The sequence below is a fragment of the Mesorhizobium sp. B2-3-5 genome (assembly GCF_006442395.1).
Classification (GTDB): Bacteria; Pseudomonadota; Alphaproteobacteria; order Rhizobiales; family Rhizobiaceae; genus Mesorhizobium.
This window is the reverse complement of sequence record NZ_VFVX01000013.1, coordinates 138,994-156,445: the sequence shown is the minus strand read 5'-3', so window position 1 is coordinate 156,445 and position 17,452 is coordinate 138,994. Positions and strand designations below refer to the sequence as shown.

Annotated in this window: 14 protein-coding genes and 1 pseudogene; 5 read left to right on the top strand and 10 right to left on the bottom strand. The window is 63.4% G+C overall.

Annotation, left to right across the window (positions count from 1 at the left end; translation table 11 throughout):
• The 3 genes and pseudogenes from FJ958_RS17200 to FJ958_RS17190 all read right to left on the bottom strand — a co-directional run.
• Positions 1-224 (bottom strand): annotated as a pseudogene (locus tag FJ958_RS17200) (NAD(P) transhydrogenase subunit alpha); the annotation flags it as partial.
• A complete protein-coding gene (locus FJ958_RS17195) occupies positions 221-1,519 on the bottom strand; it encodes a Re/Si-specific NAD(P)(+) transhydrogenase subunit alpha (protein WP_140744387.1) in 1,299 nt (432 codons plus the stop codon). The pseudogene FJ958_RS17200 and the gene FJ958_RS17195, both read right to left, overlap by 4 nt.
• A gap of 86 nt (positions 1,520-1,605) precedes the next feature.
• Complete coding sequence (locus FJ958_RS17190; RefSeq protein ID WP_140606760.1) at positions 1,606-1,830, bottom strand: aa3-type cytochrome c oxidase subunit IV; 225 nt, start codon at positions 1,828-1,830, stop codon at positions 1,606-1,608.
• A gap of 263 nt (positions 1,831-2,093) precedes the next feature.
• Between FJ958_RS17190 and FJ958_RS17185 the strand changes: the two genes are divergently transcribed.
• On the top strand, positions 2,094-2,909 hold the full coding sequence (locus tag FJ958_RS17185; RefSeq protein ID WP_140744386.1) for an alpha/beta hydrolase: 816 nt from the start codon (positions 2,094-2,096) through the stop codon (positions 2,907-2,909).
• Positions 2,910-2,918: 9 nt separating this feature from the next.
• Here FJ958_RS17185 and FJ958_RS17180 read toward each other — a convergent pair whose 3' ends face one another.
• The 6 genes from FJ958_RS17180 to FJ958_RS17155 form a co-directional block, all read right to left on the bottom strand.
• On the bottom strand, positions 2,919-3,068 hold the full coding sequence (locus tag FJ958_RS17180) for a DUF3096 domain-containing protein (RefSeq protein ID WP_140606758.1): 150 nt from the start codon (positions 3,066-3,068) through the stop codon (positions 2,919-2,921).
• A gap of 158 nt (positions 3,069-3,226) precedes the next feature.
• The gene (locus tag FJ958_RS17175) at positions 3,227-3,997 is read right to left on the bottom strand and encodes a hypothetical protein (protein ID WP_140744385.1); all 771 of its coding nucleotides are present in this window, start codon (positions 3,995-3,997) and stop codon (positions 3,227-3,229) included.
• Between the two features lie 146 nt (positions 3,998-4,143).
• Positions 4,144-6,459, bottom strand: a complete 2,316-nt coding sequence (locus tag FJ958_RS17170; protein WP_140744384.1) for an EAL domain-containing protein — start codon at positions 6,457-6,459, stop codon at positions 4,144-4,146.
• Positions 6,460-6,550: 91 nt separating this feature from the next.
• Positions 6,551-10,030: an indolepyruvate ferredoxin oxidoreductase family protein gene (locus FJ958_RS17165; RefSeq protein ID WP_140744383.1), complete on the bottom strand. Its 3,480-nt coding sequence runs from the start codon at positions 10,028-10,030 to the stop codon at positions 6,551-6,553.
• 217 nt (positions 10,031-10,247) lie between these two features.
• Positions 10,248-10,781: a hypothetical protein gene (locus FJ958_RS17160; protein WP_140744382.1), complete on the bottom strand. Its 534-nt coding sequence runs from the start codon at positions 10,779-10,781 to the stop codon at positions 10,248-10,250.
• The gene (locus tag FJ958_RS17155; protein WP_140744381.1) at positions 10,774-11,385 is read right to left on the bottom strand and encodes a CGNR zinc finger domain-containing protein; all 612 of its coding nucleotides are present in this window, start codon (positions 11,383-11,385) and stop codon (positions 10,774-10,776) included. Before FJ958_RS17155 ends, FJ958_RS17160 begins: the two co-directional genes overlap by 8 nt.
• Before the next feature lie 208 nt (positions 11,386-11,593).
• Here FJ958_RS17155 and FJ958_RS17150 point away from each other — a divergent pair, with 208 nt between their 5' ends.
• The 4 genes from FJ958_RS17150 to FJ958_RS17135 all read left to right on the top strand — a co-directional run bounded on the left by FJ958_RS17150 (position 11,594) and on the right by FJ958_RS17135 (position 16,118).
• Positions 11,594-12,499 carry a branched-chain amino acid ABC transporter permease gene (locus FJ958_RS17150; RefSeq protein WP_140744380.1) on the top strand — a complete coding sequence of 302 codons (906 nt, stop codon included), beginning with the start codon at positions 11,594-11,596 and terminating at the stop codon, positions 12,497-12,499.
• A gap of 187 nt (positions 12,500-12,686) precedes the next feature.
• A complete protein-coding gene (locus FJ958_RS17145) occupies positions 12,687-13,289 on the top strand; it encodes a TRAP transporter small permease subunit (RefSeq protein ID WP_140744379.1) in 603 nt (200 codons plus the stop codon).
• Positions 13,286-15,076, top strand: a complete 1,791-nt coding sequence (locus tag FJ958_RS17140; protein ID WP_181176413.1) for a TRAP transporter large permease subunit — start codon at positions 13,286-13,288, stop codon at positions 15,074-15,076. Before FJ958_RS17145 ends, FJ958_RS17140 begins: the two co-directional genes overlap by 4 nt.
• Before the next feature lie 13 nt (positions 15,077-15,089).
• Complete coding sequence (locus FJ958_RS17135; protein WP_140744378.1) at positions 15,090-16,118, top strand: zinc-dependent alcohol dehydrogenase family protein; 1,029 nt, start codon at positions 15,090-15,092, stop codon at positions 16,116-16,118.
• 108 nt (positions 16,119-16,226) lie between these two features.
• On the opposite strand, the gene FJ958_RS17130 is transcribed toward FJ958_RS17135, so the two are convergent.
• Positions 16,227-17,336, bottom strand: coding sequence for a TRAP transporter substrate-binding protein (locus FJ958_RS17130; RefSeq protein ID WP_140744377.1), 1,110 nt, complete (start codon positions 17,334-17,336; stop codon positions 16,227-16,229).
• Positions 17,337-17,452 lie beyond the last annotated feature (116 nt).

The window sequence follows — 17,452 nt, the reverse complement described above, 5'->3', positions numbered from 1 at the left end:
GGCGTCACCGACCAGACGACGTAGTAGCCGACGAAGATCGCCAGCACGAAGATGGCGAAGCGGAAGACGAAGGGATCGATCGCGCCGCCGGAGAGCGCATGCGCGGCATTGCCCGCCGCGTCGGCGCCGCCTGGAGCGTTTGCCAGGTTCTGCACCGCCAGCCGGACGGCAGCACTTGCCTGGTCGAGCTGGTCGAGGGCTTTCTGCAGGGTCTGATCCATCACGCTGTGCCTTTCGACTTGGGCGACTTGGACGCGGGCGATTTGGACGCGGGCGATTTGGATGCGGCGGTTTTCCTGGGTGCGGACTTTTTCGGCGATGCCGAAGCGTCGGCGACCATGGTTGTGGCGGGGATCGCGGCCGGCTCGACGTAAGGCTGCTGGTCGGCCTTGGCGAACGCCGCATGGACGACCTTGCCGCCATCGGTCAGCATCGTTGCCTTGACCAGTTCATCGTCGCGCCTGATGGCGAGTGTTTTGCTCGTCTTGTCAACCAGCGTCTCGAGAAAGGCGAACAGGTTCCTGGCATAAAGCAGCGAGGCGGAGGCGGCGACGCGGCCGGGCACATTGAGGTGTCCGACGATCTTGACCCCATTGGCCGTGGTCACAACCTTGCCGGCTTCGGCGCCCTCGACATTGCCGCCGCGCTCGACGGCGAGATCGACGAGCACCGAGCCCGGCTTCATCGAGGCGACCATCGCCGCCGACACCAGCTTGGGCGCAGGCCGGCCGGGGATGAGCGCCGTGGTGATGACGATGTCCTGCTTGGCGATGTGCTCGGCGGTGAGCGCGGCCTGCTTGGCCTGGTATTCCTTGGACATTTCCTTGGCATAGCCGCCGGCGGTTTCGGCGGCCTTGAACTCGTCATCCTCGACGGCCAGGAATTTTGCGCCGAGCGAGGCGACCTGTTCCTTGGCGGCGGGGCGCACATCGGTGGCGGTGACGACCGCACCGAGGCGGCGCGCCGTGGCGATCGCCTGCAGGCCGGCGACGCCGACACCCATGATGAAGACCTTGGCCGCCGGCACCGTGCCTGCCGCCGTCATCATCATCGGCAAGGCACGATCATATTCCGAGGCGCCGTCGATCACCGCCTGGTAGCCGGCAAGATTGGCCTGCGAGGACAAAACGTCCATCGATTGCGCCCGGGTGATGCGCGGCATGAACTCCATCGAGAAGGCTGTGACGCCGGCCTTGGCCAGGGCGGCGACAGCGGCATCATTGCCGTAGGGATCCATGATGGCGATGACGGCGGCGCCGGATTTGTAGCTCTTCAGCTCGGCATCCGTCGGCCGGCGAACCTTCAGCACGACATCGGCCCTGACGACATCCTCGGCCTTGCCGATGGCAGCCCCTGCCTTGGCAAACTCTTCGTCGGGGATGCGCGACCTGGTACCGGCGCCGGTTTCGACAACCACATCGAAGCCCAGCCCCGCAAGCCGTTTCACCGTATCGGGCGAGGCCGCGACACGCGGCTCGTTCGCATCGAGCTCACGAGGGATGAAAACCGTCTGTCCCACCGCATGATCCTTTCGGCTGGAACCTGTCTGCGCAAACTGTCGGCCGGAGCGTCCGGCGACGTTAAGGCAAGAGGGTTTTGGAAAGTCTACCGCAGAATGAAGGCGCCGACGGCCATGATCAGAATGAACAGGATGGTCGCCGAGAAGAAGCCGCCCGCGAAGAAGCCGAAAGCCATCGCGATGAGAAGGCCAAGGCAGAAAAGCGATCCGTATTTGGCCAGCATGAGAAAGCCCGCATAGGTGCGGTCATGCTCGGCATAGTCCATCTTCGCGCCCAGCTCTACAGGACCGGTCGGCGTGTGATCAGCCATAGGAATACCCCTTCGAAGACATCTTTCAGGCACATAGCGAAAAGCCGGGCGGAGAGCAATGGCGCTATTGCCGCATTGGGGCCGATAACTGCCTCAAGGGAAAGTTGAAGATCGCCGGCCGATCCGTTGCCTGGGCGCTCTGCCGTCACCGGTCATCAGCATCATGTGTGAATCCCGTTGAACCAGCTGTGAGAATTTGGCGGTTTCTGACGGCGTCGCGAGGGATTATCGTCGCCGGATGAACACCCCCAGGTTGAAGCGCCATGATCACGCCCAGACAGACATTTGACTGGAACGGCGCGACCATCGCGTGGGGGACTGCCGGCTCTGGTCCTCCGATCGTGCTCGTGCATGGTACGCCGTTCTCCTCGCATGTCTGGCATCGCATCGCACCGGAACTGGCGCGCGGCTATACGCTGTATTTCTACGATCTTCCGGGATATGGGCGATCCGAGAAACGGGAAGGCCAGGATGTTTCGCTGGGCATCCAGAACAAAGCGCTGACGGCGATGCTGGACTTCTGGAGGCTCGACCGGCCCAAAATCATCGCCCATGATTTCGGTGGCGCCACGGCGTTGCGCGCGCATCTGATCGACGGCCGCGACTATGACAGACTGCTGCTGATCGACCCGGTGGCGGTGCGGCCCTGGGGCTCGCCCTTTGTCCAGCATGTCCGGCAGCATGAGGCCGCCTTCGCCGGAGTGCCGGACTACATACAGGTGGCGATCCTGAAAGCGTATGTTTCGGGCGCCGCGGCCAAGCCTTTGCCGGACCTTGACCTGGAACCCTACATCGCACCGTGGAGAGGCCCGATTGGCCAGCCGGCCTTCTATCGTCAGATCGCGCAGATGGACCAGCGCTTCACCGATGAGGTCGAACCGCTTTACCAGAAGTTCCGCTGCCCGGTGAGCTTGCTGTGGGGAGAGGAAGACCGCTGGATATCACCGGATAGCGGCGCGAAGCTCGCGGCCATGCTGCCGGATTGCACGTTGACGCTTGTCCCAGGCTCCGGCCATCTCATGCAGGAAGACGCACCAGAGGCGATCGTCGGCGCAGCCCTGCGCTTCTTCGCCGGCTGACAGCTTGCTTCAGCTGGCAAGGTGCGGGAAAAGCCCGAGCAGTCCAACGACGATCAGGTAGAGCGCGACAATGTAGTTCAACAGCCGTGGCATGATGAGGATCAGCACGCCGGCGATCAGCGAGATAAGCGGCGTGAGCGCGAGCTGGGAAATATGCATGTCCTGGTCCTTTCCTGAGGCGATGGCCCCCAACTTGCGGTGGTGCCGCCACCTACAACGCTATCAGGCCTGGAAAGCTCCATCGTGATCCATACTGCCCAAAAAGCGGTCTGGTCCGGGCCGGCGAGATGGGGGAGGCAAGCGGCCCGAAGACCGCATCAGGCTGCTTCGAAATATTTGGCGGTGGGCAAGATGGTCAGCGGCGCCAATTCGCCTCTCTTGGGACGTTGGAACAGCATGCGTTGCTCGAATGCCGTGGAGTTGAAGAATGGAAAGCGATCCAGCGTCGCCTGCATGTTCTCGGAGCATTTCGACTGGAACAGATGCACGGGCACGGTAAGTCCGGGATAATTTCGCGGAGGCACCGCTTGCTCCGACCGGAAGATGCGATGATAGAAGGCGGAATGCTCTTCCTTGATCGCCGTCAGGCAATAGGTCGGCTTGAAATGGCTGCAGGCAACCACCGCCAGCCTGAGGGTGACATATGGCAGCACGCGCAGACTGCTGGACCACTCAAGATCGGCCGCGAACCGGCTTGGGTCGACGAAAGTCTCGCCAGCCGCCAGGCGCCGCGCCAGCACGTCGCCAAAAACATCGGTGCTGGGTGAGACAGGATATCTTGCGCTGGCGTAGTGGATTCTGATGGTGCTGACGAGCGCGCCATCGAAGAAAACGCCAAAGCGATAGGAATTGGGCAGGTCGTCGAAGTCGTCTTTCACCATGCGGGAGGCATCCGGCTTCACCATGCCGGCGTGAATGTAGGAGTTGTAGCGAAGCCTGTAGATCGCCTCAAGATCCTCGGCACCGTCGCAAAGGCGATACTCCACATGCTCCAGAACATCCATGATGTGATCTGAGAACACCGAGGGGCGATTCTTGTCCCTGCCCGCAGCCGCCGCAACGGGTGTACCCAACAACTTGTTTTCCATTTTGTCCTCGCACTGCCGCACAACGACAATAGCGAAGCACAGTGGAAACCAGAAGCAAAATTCCGAGCGTTTTCGTTTACCCTAAATTAACGTTAACAAATGGTAAATTGCACCTACGGGGAGAAGCTGAGCTCGATGGCTGGATTTCAGGTGGCGGCGCGCTTTGCAGCCGGCTGCAATTCCGCGGCGAAGGGCCAGGTCGCATTGGACATGGTTTCGATGCCCGACGCGCTGAGCGCCGCGCCGAACAGGAAGCCCTGGACAAGATCCGGCTTCACCGAATGCAGCAGGATCTTGAGCTGCTCAAATGTCTCCACGCCTTCGATGGTGACGGTGAGGCCCAGGATACGGGTCAGGTTGACGACGCCCTTCAACAGCTCGAGCGAGCGTGGATTCTGGGTGACGTCCATCACGAACGAGCGGTCGATCTTGATCTTGTCGAGGGGCAGCTTGTGGAGGTAGCTCAGGCTTGAATAGCCGGTGCCGAAATCGTCGAGGGCGATGCGCACGCCGAGGTGTTTCAGTTCCTCGATATATTGGCGCGTCTGGGACTTGTCGTCGAGCAGGGCGGTTTCGGTGACCTCGATTTCGAGCCGGCCGGCGGCGAGCCCGGAAGCGTCAAGCGCATCGCGGACCTTGCGGATGACGTCGCCGTTGCGGAAATCCCTGGCGGAAAGGTTGACCGAGACGCTGGTCTGGTCGGGCCATTTGGCGCATTCGGCGCAGGCCGCCTGGAGTACGAAGGTGCTGATCTCGGAGATGATGCCCATCTCCTCGGCCAGCGGAATGAAGACGCCGGGCGAAATCGGCCCAAGATCGGGATGGTCCCAGCGGCACAGCGCCTCGCAGCTGGCGATGCGCATGGTGCTCATCGCCACGATCGGCTGGTAGACGACCCGCAGGCCCTTGCTTTCCACGGCGGTGCGCAAATCCGCCTTCATCAGCTGACGGTTGCGGAACGCGGCATCCATGGCGGCCTCGAACAGCCGCCAGCCGTTCTTGCCGAGCTCCTTGGCCTTGTAAAGCGCCAAGTCCGCCTTGACGATCATGGCATCGACATCGGTTTCTTCGACTTTGGACAGCACCGCGCCGGCGCTGGCCTGGATCCGCAACCCATGGCCCGCAACGTCGACCTCGCCCTGCAGGTCGGCGAAAATCTGGTCGAGCAGGCTGGCCAGGTGGCTTTCGTCCTCGATACGGTCGAAGAACATCATGAATTCGTCACCGCCGAAACGGCTGACGGTGATGCCGCGCCCGGCGATGGCCGCGAGCCGCTCGGCGACGGCATAGATCAGGCCATCGCCGACGGGATGGCCGAGGGTGTCGTTGACGCTCTTGAAATCGTCAAGGTCGACCACGGCCAGGCCGCACAGGCGATCACGTTCGCCGGAGGCCATCGATTCACCGACCAGCTCGTGGAAATAGGCGCGGTTTGGCAGGCCGGTGAGGTTGTCGTAGCGCGCCATGAAACGGATCTTGTCCTCCGCCTCGACACGCGCCGTGACGTCTTCAAAGGTGATGACGCCCAATTCCTGGTTGCCTTCGCGGGCAGAGAACTCGAAGTGCTGACCATTGGAAAAGGAAACCAGCACCTTGCGGTCGCGGCCCTCGCGCAGCGCACGCGTCAGCTGCGCCTCGACATAGCGGCAGTCCTTCGGCGCCAGCATGCCGCCGGCAACGCCGCGCAGCAGCAGTGAATGAATCGACCGTCCCAGCAATTGGTCCGGCGATTTGAGCGACATCAGACGCGCGGCCTCGGCGTTGCCGACGACCACCTTGCCGTCGGGCCCGAGCATGACCAGGCCATGCGACATGGTGTTGAGGGCGCGGTTGAAGCGCTGCGCGATCTGCCGCGCCTGCTTGTGTCCGACGACGGCTGAAAACAACACATTGCGGACATGGTCGGCGCTGCCCTTGATGATGAACATGAAGGGGATGATCAGCAGGCCAAGCACGACGTAGGGGATGTCGAACCGGAGAATGAGCGCCGCGGCGATCGGCCCGACGAAGGTGACCGCGAAGATCATGACCATGCGAGGCGAGCCGTAGTTTCGGCCGACCACAGTCACCAGGGAGGCCAGCGTTACCGACAGCGCCCCGATCTCGGCATAGGAGTCCGAGTAGACATAGATGGAAATGAAGCAAAAGAACCCCAGCAACGACCCTTGAAGGCTGCCCTTCAGGATGTATTCGCGCTCCCACTTCGTTGCTTCGGCTGCGTCGCGCATCTCGCCGCCCGAGCGATGGAACCGCCGCAGGCTGAAGTAGCGCCAGACGCCGATGCCGAGCAGCGCCCCGGCCAGAGCCAGGAAAATAGGCTGGCCGTTGCGCCAGTAGACCATGAGGCTGATTACAGCATGGCAAAGCGCGCCGATGACCAGCATATGCGCGTTGTCGAACAACGAGCGCACAAACTGGATATAGACATCCACTGGGATGTTATCGGTTTTTGTTTTGCCCATTACTGGCGCCCAATGAGCCCCAGCCTTGGCATAGTCCCATTAAAAAATCTTTAGCCTGGGCTGAAACGCCTGATTTTAGGCGCTTTTTGGATCATTCGGCGGCCTGAAGCTCGGGCCTTGCCGGCGCCGTCGCCAAGCGTTCGAGTAGCCTTTGACGCTCGCCCGCGGCCTTTTCGGCACTGGCTTGCCGGACATGGCCGTAGCCTCGGATAAGCGCGGGGACCGAAACAAGGCCGACCGCCGCCTCGGCCTTGCCCGGCGTCAGCGACTTGGCGACCAATTCCAGGTCGGCCTCATACTGCGCCAGCAATTGCCGTTCCATGCGCCGTTCGCCGGTGTACCCGAACGGGTCGAAGGCGGTGCCACGCAGCCCCTTCATCGCCGCAAGCAGGCGAAAACCCTTCATCATCCACGGGCCGAAGCTCGATTTCCTCGGCTTGCCGTCATTGCCGCGACGTCCCATGATCGGTGGCGCGAGATGGAATTCGAGTTTCTCGTAGCTCTGGAACTGCTTTCCAAGCTCGGCGGCGAAGGTGCCGTCGGTATAGAGCCGCGCCACCTCGTATTCGTCCTTGATCGCCATCAGCTTGAACAGGCCTTTGGCGGCCGCCGCGGTCACAACGGTTGAACCCGGCATGGCCTTCATCTCCGCCGCCCGCAGTGCGGAAATCCTGTCGGCATAACGCTTGCCGTAGGCGGCGTTCTGATACGCAGTCAGGAAGGTGACACGGCGGGCAATGATCTCGTCCAGCGTCTCGGCAATCGCAGCTGCCTGCGTCGCCTTGCCGGGCTTGGTGATGAGACCGCGCACAAAATCCGGCTGGTGTGCGGCGCGGCGGCCCCAGCGGAAGGCGGAGATGTTCATCGCCACCGCTTCGCCATTCAATTCGATAGCTTTTTCAATGACTTCCGCCGACAACGGCAGGCCTCCATGCTGGAAGGCAAAGCCAAGCATGAACATGTTGGCGCCGAGCGAATTGCCGAACAGGGTGGTGGCGGTGCCGGTGGCGTCGAAGAAATGCGCCTTCTCGTCGCCGGCGGCGGCACGGATCGCCTTCTTCAGCCGTTCGACCGGCAAGGAGAAATCGGCCGACCGGGCAAACTCGCCAGGCATGATCTCGGCGGTGTTGGCGAGGAAGATCGTATGTCCCTCGCGGACAGCCGTCAGCACTTTCTTGGCGCCCGACACCACGAGGTCGCAGCCAAGCACGAGATCGGCCTTGCCCGCGGAGACGCGGATGGCATGGATGTCGCCCGGCGTGCGGGCGATGCGGACGTGGGTGAACACCGAGCCGCCCTTCTGGGCGAGGCCGGCCATGTCGATCATGCCGCAGCCCTTGTCCTCGAGATGGGCCGCCATGCCGAGCACGGCACCCACGGTGACGACGCCTGTGCCGCCGACGCCGTCGATGATCGCCGCCCAGCCCTCTCCGCCCAGCGGGAATTCGGTGGGCATGGGCACGCCGTCGAGCGGATCGGTCTTGCCGGCCAAGCCTTCGGCCTTGCGGATCTTGGCGCCGTGCACGGTGACGAAGGACGGGCAGAAGCCGTTGACGCAGGAAAAATCCTTGTTGCAGCTCGACTGGTCGATCTTGCGCTTGCGGCCGAATTCGGTCTCGACCGGCTGGATGGAGACGCAGTTCGACTGCACGCCGCAATCGCCGCAGCCTTCGCAGACCAGTTCGTTGATGAAGACGCGCTTGTCGGGATCGGGAAAGGTGCCGCGCTTGCGGCGGCGGCGTTTTTCGGCGGCACAGGTCTGGTCGTAGAGCAGGATCGATACGCCCTTGACGTCGCGCAGCTCGCGCTGGACGAGATCGAGGTCGTCGCGGTGGTGAATGGTGGCACCAGCCGGGAATTCGGCCTTGCCGGCATATTTGTCGGGCTCGTCGGTGACGATGGCGATGCGGTCGACGCCTTCGGCCCGCACCTGCCTGGCGATCATGTCCACCGTCAGGCCGCCCTCATGCGGCTGGCCGCCGGTCATGGCGACAGCGTCGTTATAGAGGATCTTGTAGGTGATGTTGGCTTCGCTCGACAGCGCAAAGCGGATCGCCAGCGTACCGGAATGGTTGTAGGTGCCGTCGCCGAGGTTCTGGAAGATGTGGTCGCGCTTGGAGAACGGCGCCTGACCGACCCATTGCGCGCCCTCGCCGCCCATGGCCGTGAAGCCGAGGGTGTTGCGGTCCATCCACAGCGCCATGAAATGGCAGCCGATGCCGGCGGCGGCGATCGAGCCGTCCGGCACCTTGGTCGAGGAATTGTGCGGACAGCCCGAACAGAAGAAAGGCGTGCGCGAACCGATATCGCTGGCGTCCGCCAGCATCGCCTGGAACTGGCGCAGCTTCGCCACCCGCGCCGAGATCTCCTCGGACGCACCGATGGTTTTGACGATCCTCTCGCCAAGGGCAATCGCAATCTCGTTGGGGTCGAGCGCGCCCTTGGCCGGGAACAGCCAGTCGCCGCGCTCGTCTTTCTTGCCGACGATAACCGGCTGCGAGGCGGTGCCGTAGAGGCCTTCGCGCAGTTGCACCTCGATCAGCGAGCGCTTCTCCTCGACGACGATGATGGTGTCGAGGCCGCGTGCAAACTCCGCGATATGATGCAGGTCGAGCGGCCAGGGGCAGCCGACCTTGAACAGCCGCACGCCGGTGCGGTTGGCGGCCGCCTCGTCGATACCGATATCCTCCAGCGCCTGGCGGACGTCGAGATAGCTCTTGCCCAGCGTGATGATGCCGAGCTTCGGGTTGCGGCCACCCGAATAGACGATGCGGTTCAACCCGTTGGCATGGATGAAGGCGGAGGCGGCTGCGCGCTTGTATTCGTGCAGCCGTTCCTCCTGGCCGAGCATGTCGATTTCGTGGCGGATGTTGAGGCCGCCCTGCGGCATGTCGAACTCCGGCACGACGATGTTCAACCGCTCGAGCGAGGCATCGACCGAGGCCGTCGATTCGATGTTGTCCTTGACGCATTTGATCGCCGCCCAGGTGCCGGCGAAACGCGACATGGCAAAGCCATAGAGGCCGTAATCGATGATCTCCTGGACGCCGGCCGGATTGAGGATCGGCACCATGGCGTCGACGAAAAGGAATTCGGTGGCATGCGCATTGGTCGAGGATTCTGCCATATGGTCGTCGCCCATGAGCGCGAGCACGCCGCCATGCTTCGACGAACCGGCGAGATTGGCGTGGCGGAACACGTCGCCCGAACGATCGACGCCCGGACCCTTGCCGTACCAGACGGAGAAGACGCCGTCATGGGTGCCCTCGCCCAGCAATTCCGCCTGCTGGGAGCCCCAGCAGGCGGTGGCGGCAAGCTCCTCGTTGAGGCCAGGCTGGAAGACGATATCGGCCCCGGCGAGTTGCTTCTTCGCCTTCCACAGCTGCATGTCGAGACCGCCGAGCGGCGAGCCGCGATAGCCGGAAACGAAGCCGGCGGTGTTGAGACCAGCGCGGCGGTCGCGCTCACGCTGCATCAGGAGCATGCGGATGACCGCCTGCGCGCCGGACAGGAAGATACGCTCCTTCCCGAGGTCGAACTTGTCGTCGAGCGCGACATCATGCAGCGTCATCAGGCATTTCCTCTGCGAAGGCCGCGCGGGGCAGCAGCCAACGTCGGGATCGGATGACGCATCCTTTCTTCCCTTGCAAGGCAGGTCAAACAAAATCGAAGAGGCCAGGCAACGCGCAACAAACGGTCCGCAAGGCGCTGGACCGCGCACGAAACCGCCCGCCGGCATGGCCACGGCGCACGAAAATTCCGGCGAAAATCGATGTTGTCAGAGGATATCAGCCGGCTTTCGAGCAATCCGGCTTCGGCTCACCCGGCAGTTTGCCGTCGGGATGACCGGCAAGGTCGGGATTGGCCGTATAGAGCTGGTCGATGACCAGCGGCCGGTCGGGCAGGATCGACTGGTCTTCCGTCGACATAAGCGTGGTGTCGATCTTCTGCAGGACCGTTCCGTCGGCACCCTTGATGGTGATGGCGATGGCATAGGGCTTGTTCTTGACGATACAGGTCAGCGCCGGGCTCTCCAGGCTGACCTTGTCGAGCTTCGGCCAGACCTTCTGCTCAACCACGAAAGGCGCGCCGCCGGCAGGATTCTGGAAGCTGGCAACCGCTACCTGGCCCTCGCCCATCGGCTGCAGGGGCCGCAGCATCACCACATAGGTGGCCCTGGCGAGACGGTAGTTGAAGACGAATATCTTGCCGGAAACCTCGAACAGCTTACCCTCGCCGCTGGTATCGCGACAGGCGCCGAGCGCAACGGCGGCAACCAGCATGGCGCCGGCAACGATCGCACGCGCAAATCCTCTAGGCATCCTTGACCTCATTGGCCGCCATGCGGCGACGGCGATAGTGACGACTTGCCTTCTGGCGGTTGCCGCACACCGCCATGTCGCACCAGAGGCGGCTGGAATTGCGGCTTCTGTCGACAAACAGCCAGGTGCAGTTGGGACAAATCCTGAGCCTCGCGATCGTATCGTCACGCAGCAGCGAAAGCGCTGAAACCGCCAGCGCCGCCTCGAAGGCGATCGGCGTCGCGGGATTCCCGAAGGGCCTTCCCGGCGCACCGATCTCGGTGTGGCTGCCGGCCAGCCCCTCGGCGCAGGCCCGCAGGAATTGGGGCAAGTCGACCGTAGCGACCGCGCCCTTCGACACCGCGCCGCGAAACAGCCGGTCGGTCGCCTCGCGGATCGACAGCACGACGGGCGCGATTGCCACCGGCGAGGACACCGCCAGCCGCCTGTCGCCAAGCTCGGTGCCGCGAAAGCCGCTGGCCGCGTCGGCGAACCGGGCGATTTCAACCGGATCTTCGAAGCGATCGAAGGTGCGCCGCGGATCGCCGCGCAGCACGACGGTGTTCGCGGTGTCGAGCGCGAGCAGGCCGCCGGCGAAGCGGTGCGGGGTCCAGGCAACAGTCATCCTCAAAATCTAACCGATAAATCGCATTTGACAAGTTAGATTCGCCGATGCAAACCTCTGGTGCGATGGTATCGTCGCCTTTGGCTTGAGCATGTCGTTGTCCCAAAACCGCTTCGCAGTTTTGGGCGACATGCGCCTGTTGTTGTTAAGCATGTCGTTGTCCCAGAACCGCTTCACACTTTTGGGCGACATGCTTTGAGGGTCTTGCATGCTCTATTTCTTCCAGCAGGTGCTGAACGGGCTGCATTCGGGCGCCCTCTATGCGCTGCTGGCCTTCGGCTATGTGCTGACCAACGGCATCCTGCACCGCACCAACCTCGCCTATGGCGCGCTGTTTGCTTTCTGTGGCCAGACGATGATCCTGACCGTCGCCTTCGGCTACCAGGTGCTGTGGCTGACGGTATTGGCGTCGGTGCTGCTCGGCATCCTCGCCGCATTTCTCTATGCCGCGCTCATCAGCCATGTGCTGTCGCGGAGCGTCTTCGAACCGCTGGCCGACCGCTCGCCCAATGCCATCGTGGTGACCACGCTCGGCATCCTGCTCGTCCTGTCGGAAGCGAGCCGCATCGCCGCCGACACGCATGATCTGTGGCTGCCGCCATTGTTGGCCCAGCCCATCGTCTTCGCCGAAGGCTCCGGCTTCAAGGCGACGCTGACGCTGGTCCAGGTGCTCGACTGCGCGGTGGTCCTAGCGACGGTCGCGTTGGCCACCTGGGCGTTTGCGCGCTCCAACTTCGGCCGCTCCTGGCGCGCCGTTTCCGACGACCCGAGGGCCGCCGCCATGTGCGGCATCGACGTACGCGGCGTGTTCCGGCGTGCCGTCCTGTTTGGCTGTTTCTGCGCCGCGCTGGCCGGTGTCATGGCCAGTCTCTACTACGGCAATGTCGGCTTCGGCTCCGGCCTCGTCTACGGCCTGAAAATCCTCTTCGTGACGGCGGTCGGCGGCTATCTTTCGCCGCCGCGCGCCGCTGTCGGCGCAGCCGCCTTCGGCATGGCCGAATCACTGTGGGCCGGCTATTTCCCGGTCGAATGGCGCGATGCGTGGATGTATCTGTTCCTGGTGGCCATGCTGATCCTGATCGGCGCCGGCCGAGACGCTGGCAAGGTCGTCTGAGCCCATCAGACTTTGGTTGCATGACGCGGCGGCAGATTGCCGTCATCCGGGCTTGCCTCTCGTCCGGCGCCGCTTTGCGGCTCCTATGCTTGTTGACCCGTCTGGCCACGCACGGCATACCGTTAGGCCACGGGGCGTGACGGCAAAAGGGGAAGCCGACACGCCGCCGGTACAAGGGAGGGACTGCATGGAAGGACCGCTCGCTCTGTCGCGGGGCATCGACCGCCTCAACGAATTCATCGGCAAATCGGTGTCCTGGCTGATCCTGCTGGCAATCCTGGTGAGCGCCGCCAACGCCGCCATCCGCAAGGTCTTCGACATCTCGTCGAATGCATGGCTGGAGTTGCAATGGTACCTGTTCGGCGCGGCGTTCATGCTGGCCGCCGCCTATACACTCAAGCAGAACGAACATATCCGCATCGACATCGTCTACGGCCTGTTCCCGCGCCGCGCGCAGCACTGGATCGATCTGTTCGGCCACGTCGTCTTCCTAATGCCGTTCGTGACGCTGATGGTGTTCTATTTCGTGCCCTACGTGTCGCTGTCGTTCCACAGCGGCGAAATGTCGACCAACGCCGGCGGCCTGATCATCTGGCCGGCCAAGGCCATCCTGCTGGTGGGTTTCTTCCTGCTGGCGCTGCAGGGTGTTTCCGAGATCATCAAGAAGATCGCCATCATGCGCGGCGACATGGATGATCCCAATCCGTTCATATCGGCGCATGAACAGGCGGAACTCGAAGCCAAGGCGCTCGTGGAAGAGACCAAGGCGCTTGGCGAGGTGCGCTCGTGATCGAGTTCATCGCCCAGAACATGGCGCCGATCATGTTCGCCTCGCTGATCATCTTCCTCTTGGTCGGCTATCCCGTCGCTTTCTCGCTCGCCGCCAACGGTCTCCTGTTCTTTTTCATCGGCGTGCTGGTCTCGCCCTATTCGGGCGGCTCGATCAACCTCGCCTGGCCGTTGCTGCATGCGCTGCCGGACAATTTCTACGGCAGCCGGGTGATGTCGAACGACACGCTGCTGGCCATTCCCTTCTTCACCTTCATGGGCATCGTGCTGGAACGATCGGGCATGGCGGAAGACCTGCTCGATACGATCGGCCAGCTGTTCGGCCCGATCCGCGGCGGCCTCGCCTACGCGGTCATCTTCGTCGGCGCGCTGCTCGCCGCCACGACCGGCGTGGTGGCGGCATCCGTCATCGCCATGGGGCTGATTTCGCTGCCGATCATGCTGCGCTATGGCTATGACCGCCGGCTGGCGTCGGGCGTCATCGCGGCTTCCGGCACGCTGGCCCAGATCATCCCGCCATCGCTGGTGCTGATCGTGCTCGCCGACCAGCTTGGCCGCTCGGTGGGCGACATGTATGCGGGCGCGCTGATCCCCGGCCTCGTGCTCACCGGCCTCTACATGCTCTACATACTGATCATGTCGATCGTCCGGCCGAATTCGATGCCGGCGCTTCCGCTCGAGGCCCGCACGCTCGGCCATGGCGTGCTGTCGCTGCTGGCGGCACTGGTGGCTGCAGGGGCGATTTCCTACGCGGCCTACCGCTATCTCGAGCCGACCCATGGCGGAAATGCCGACATCCTCGGTGCCAGCGTCGGCGTGATCGTGATCTATCTCGTGGCGATCGTCGACCAGCGGCTCAAGATCAACATGATGTCGCGACTGGCGCAGCAAGTGATCATCGTGCTCATCCCGCCGCTGGCGCTGATCTTCCTGGTGCTCGGCACCATCTTCCTCGGCATCGCCACGCCGACAGAGGGCGGCGCCATGGGGGCGGTCGGCGCGCTCGCAATGGCCGCGGTCAAGGGCCGCCTGTCGCTCGACGTCGTCAAGCAGGCACTGGCTTCGACGACCCGGCTGTCATCCTTCGTGCTGTTCATCCTGATCGGCGCGCGGGTGTTCTCGCTGACCTTCTACGGTGTCAATGGCCACATCTGGGTCGAACATCTGCTGACCTCGCTGCCGGGCGGCGAAACCGGCTTCCTGATCGGCGTCAACATACTGGTCTTCGTGCTCGCCTTCTTCCTCGATTTCTTCGAGCTCGCCTTCATCATCGTGCCGCTTCTGGCGCCGGCAGCCGACAAGCTCGGCATCGACCTGATCTGGTTCGGCGTGCTTCTGGGCGTCAACATGCAGACCAGCTTCATGCATCCGCCGTTCGGCTTCGCGCTGTTCTACCTGCGCTCGGTGGCCGCGCGGGTGCCGTATCTCGATCGCCTCACCGGCAAGCAGATCGCGCCGGTCACCACCGGCCAGATCTATTGGGGCGCGGCGCCCTTCGTCTGCATCCAGGTGATCATGATCGCGCTGACCATCACCTTCCCGCAGATGGTGATGCACTACAAGGGGATCACCATCGATCCCGGCACCATCGACTACAAGGTGCCCGAAGTGCCCGGTCTGTCGCCACTCGGCGCACCGGCCGGCGGTGAGGCGCCTGCCAATGGCGGTGGCGCGCCGGCCGCGCCCGGCACGCCCGACCTGTCGCAGCCACCAAGTTTCGGCGATGCGCCGCCGGCCAAACCGGCGACACCGGCGCCGGACCTTTCGCAACCGCCGAGCTTCAACTGATGGGGATGGCGTCATGAAAGCGGTGCGGCTGGAAGCTGTGGGCAGCATTTCACTGCGTGATGTCGCCAAGCCCGCCCCTGGACCGGATGACCTCCTGGTGCGGATCGAAGCCTGCGGCGTCTGCGGCACCGACCGGCATCTTTTCCACGGCGAATTTCCCTGCAGGCCGCCGGTAACGCCCGGCCATGAATTTTCGGGCATCATCGAGGCGGTCGGCGACGCCGTGTCCGGTTTTGCGATCGGCGACCGCGTCACCGGCGATCCCAATATAGCCTGCGGTCGATGTCCGCATTGCCATGCCGGCCGGGTCAATCTCTGCCGCAATCTCAACGCCATCGGCATCCACCGCGACGGCGGTTTCGCCGACTATGTCGTGCTGCCGCAGAAACAGGCCTTTGTCCTGCCCGCCTGTTTGCCGCCGACACATGGCGCGTTCTGCGAGCCGCTTGGCTGCTGCCTGCATGGCGTCGACCTTGCCGAGATCAAGCCGGGTGGCTCGGTGGTCGTGCTCGGCGGCGGCGTGATCGGCCTGCTCACCGTGCAACTGGCGCGGCTGGCAGGCGCCACGACGATCATCCTGTCGACAAGGCAGGCCTCACGGCGCGCGCTTGCCGAGAGGCTGGGCGCCACGGCGACGGTCGATCCCACCACCGCCGATGTCATCGATGCCATTGCCGGGCCGACGGGGCTGGTGCCAGGCGGCGCCGATGTGGTGTTCGAGTGCGCGGGCGTGCGCGAAACCGTCGAGCAGTCGATGCAACTGGCAAGGGCCGGCGGCACGGTCGTCATCGTCGGCGTCACGCCGCAAGGCACGAAGGCGCAATTCGAGCCCTTCGACCTCCTGTTCCGGGAACTGAAGGTGGTGGGCTCGTTCCTCAATCCCTACACGCACCGCCGTGCCGCCGAGCTTATCGCGTCCGGCGCGATCGAGATCGACCAGCTAATCTCCAGGCAAGTACCGCTCGAGGAGGCCGCGACGGTGATCGCCAACCCGCCCGCGCCGGGTGAGGTCAAGGTGCTGGTGGTGCCCGGTCGAGGGTGAGGCGCTGCACGTAGGAATTCGCCTTTTGGCCCTACGTCGCGCCGCCCCTCATCCCCCTGCCGGGACCTTCTCCCCGTATAGTGACGGGGAGAAGGGGCTGGTCGCGACCTACAGCTTGCCGTTGCGTTGCTGCACCATCATGAAGGTGTCGTAATTGTATTCCGCCACCTGCGCCCAGAGATAGTGCTCCTTGCGGAAGCCCTTGATCGATTCCCAGATCTTCTTGAACGGCGCGTTGGTGGCCTCCATCTCGGCATAGACCTCGTTCGCCTTCTCGAAACAGGCGGACATGATGTCCTGACTGAACGGACGCAGCTTCGCGCCGCCAGCCACCAGCCGCTTCACCGCCGGCGGATTCACATAATCGTATTTCTGCAGCATCTCGGCATCGGCGGCTTGTGCCGCCGTGCGCAGAAGCGATTTGTAAGCCGGCGAAAGCTCTTCATATTTCGCCTTGTTGAACATCAGGTGGACGGTCGGGCCGCCTTCCCACCAGCCGGGATAATAGTAATAGGGCGCGACCTTGTAGAAACCGAGCTTCTCGTCGTCATAGGGACCGACCCATTCGGCGGCGTCGATGGTGCCTTTTTCCAGCGCCGGGTAGATATCGCCGCCGGCGATCTGCTGCGGCACGACGCCGAGTTTCTGCACCACCTTGCCGGCAAAGCCGCCAATGCGCATCTTGAGGCCGGACAGGTCGGCGACGGTGTTGATCTCCTTGCGGAACCAGCCGCCCATCTGCACGCCGGTGTTGCCGCCCGGCAGGCCGAACAGGCCTTGCGTGGCGAGAAATTCGTTGAACAGGTCGATGCCGCCGCCATGGTAGTGCCAGGCGTTCATGCCGCGCGCGTTGAGCGAGAAGGGAACCGCCGCGCCGAGCGCCCAGGTCGGGTCCTTGCCCCAATAGTAATATGCCACCGTGTGGCAGGCCTCGACCGTGCCGGCCGTGGTGGCGTCGGCGGCCTGCAAGCCGGGTACGAGTTCGCCGGCGGCGAAGACCTGGATCTGGAAATTGCCATCGGTGGCTTCCGACAGCATCTTGGAAAACACTTCGGCGCCGCCATAGATGGTGTCGAGCGACTTCGGGAAGGACGACGCGAGCCGCCACGTCACCTTGGGATTGGACTGGGCTATAGCCGGTGCCGCCAGAGTTGCCGCCGCCGCAGCGGCGCCGACACCGGTCACGCCGGCCTTGCGAATGAATGAACGACGATCCATGAAGTCCTCCCTTTTGGATCAACAGACCGATGCCGAGGATAAGCTTCGTATCCGGATCGGCCGGAACGAGACAATACACGGGCAAGAAGTCGAGTCCAGCATAGCGGAGGGATTTG

Excerpts from the sequence above, each read along its gene's own strand:
- FJ958_RS17190 (WP_140606760.1), bottom strand. The coding sequence starts at position 1,830 with ATGGCTGATCACACGCCGACCGGTCCTGTAGAGCTGGGCGCGAAGATG.
- FJ958_RS17185 (WP_140744386.1), top strand. The coding sequence starts at position 2,094 with ATGATCACGCCCAGACAGACATTTGACTGGAACGGCGCGACCATCGCG.
- FJ958_RS17180 (WP_140606758.1), bottom strand. The coding sequence starts at position 3,068 with ATGCATATTTCCCAGCTCGCGCTCACGCCGCTTATCTCGCTGATCGCC.
- FJ958_RS17175 (WP_140744385.1), bottom strand. The coding sequence starts at position 3,997 with ATGGAAAACAAGTTGTTGGGTACACCCGTTGCGGCGGCTGCGGGCAGG.
- FJ958_RS17170 (WP_140744384.1), bottom strand. The coding sequence starts at position 6,459 with ATGGGCAAAACAAAAACCGATAACATCCCAGTGGATGTCTATATCCAG.
- FJ958_RS17165 (WP_140744383.1), bottom strand. The coding sequence starts at position 10,030 with ATGACGCTGCATGATGTCGCGCTCGACGACAAGTTCGACCTCGGGAAG.
- FJ958_RS17160 (WP_140744382.1), bottom strand. The coding sequence starts at position 10,781 with ATGCCTAGAGGATTTGCGCGTGCGATCGTTGCCGGCGCCATGCTGGTT.
- FJ958_RS17155 (WP_140744381.1), bottom strand. The coding sequence starts at position 11,385 with ATGACTGTTGCCTGGACCCCGCACCGCTTCGCCGGCGGCCTGCTCGCG.
- FJ958_RS17150 (WP_140744380.1), top strand. The coding sequence starts at position 11,594 with ATGCTCTATTTCTTCCAGCAGGTGCTGAACGGGCTGCATTCGGGCGCC.
- FJ958_RS17145 (WP_140744379.1), top strand. The coding sequence starts at position 12,687 with ATGGAAGGACCGCTCGCTCTGTCGCGGGGCATCGACCGCCTCAACGAA.
- FJ958_RS17135 (WP_140744378.1), top strand. The coding sequence starts at position 15,090 with ATGAAAGCGGTGCGGCTGGAAGCTGTGGGCAGCATTTCACTGCGTGAT.
- FJ958_RS17130 (WP_140744377.1), bottom strand. The coding sequence starts at position 17,336 with ATGGATCGTCGTTCATTCATTCGCAAGGCCGGCGTGACCGGTGTCGGC.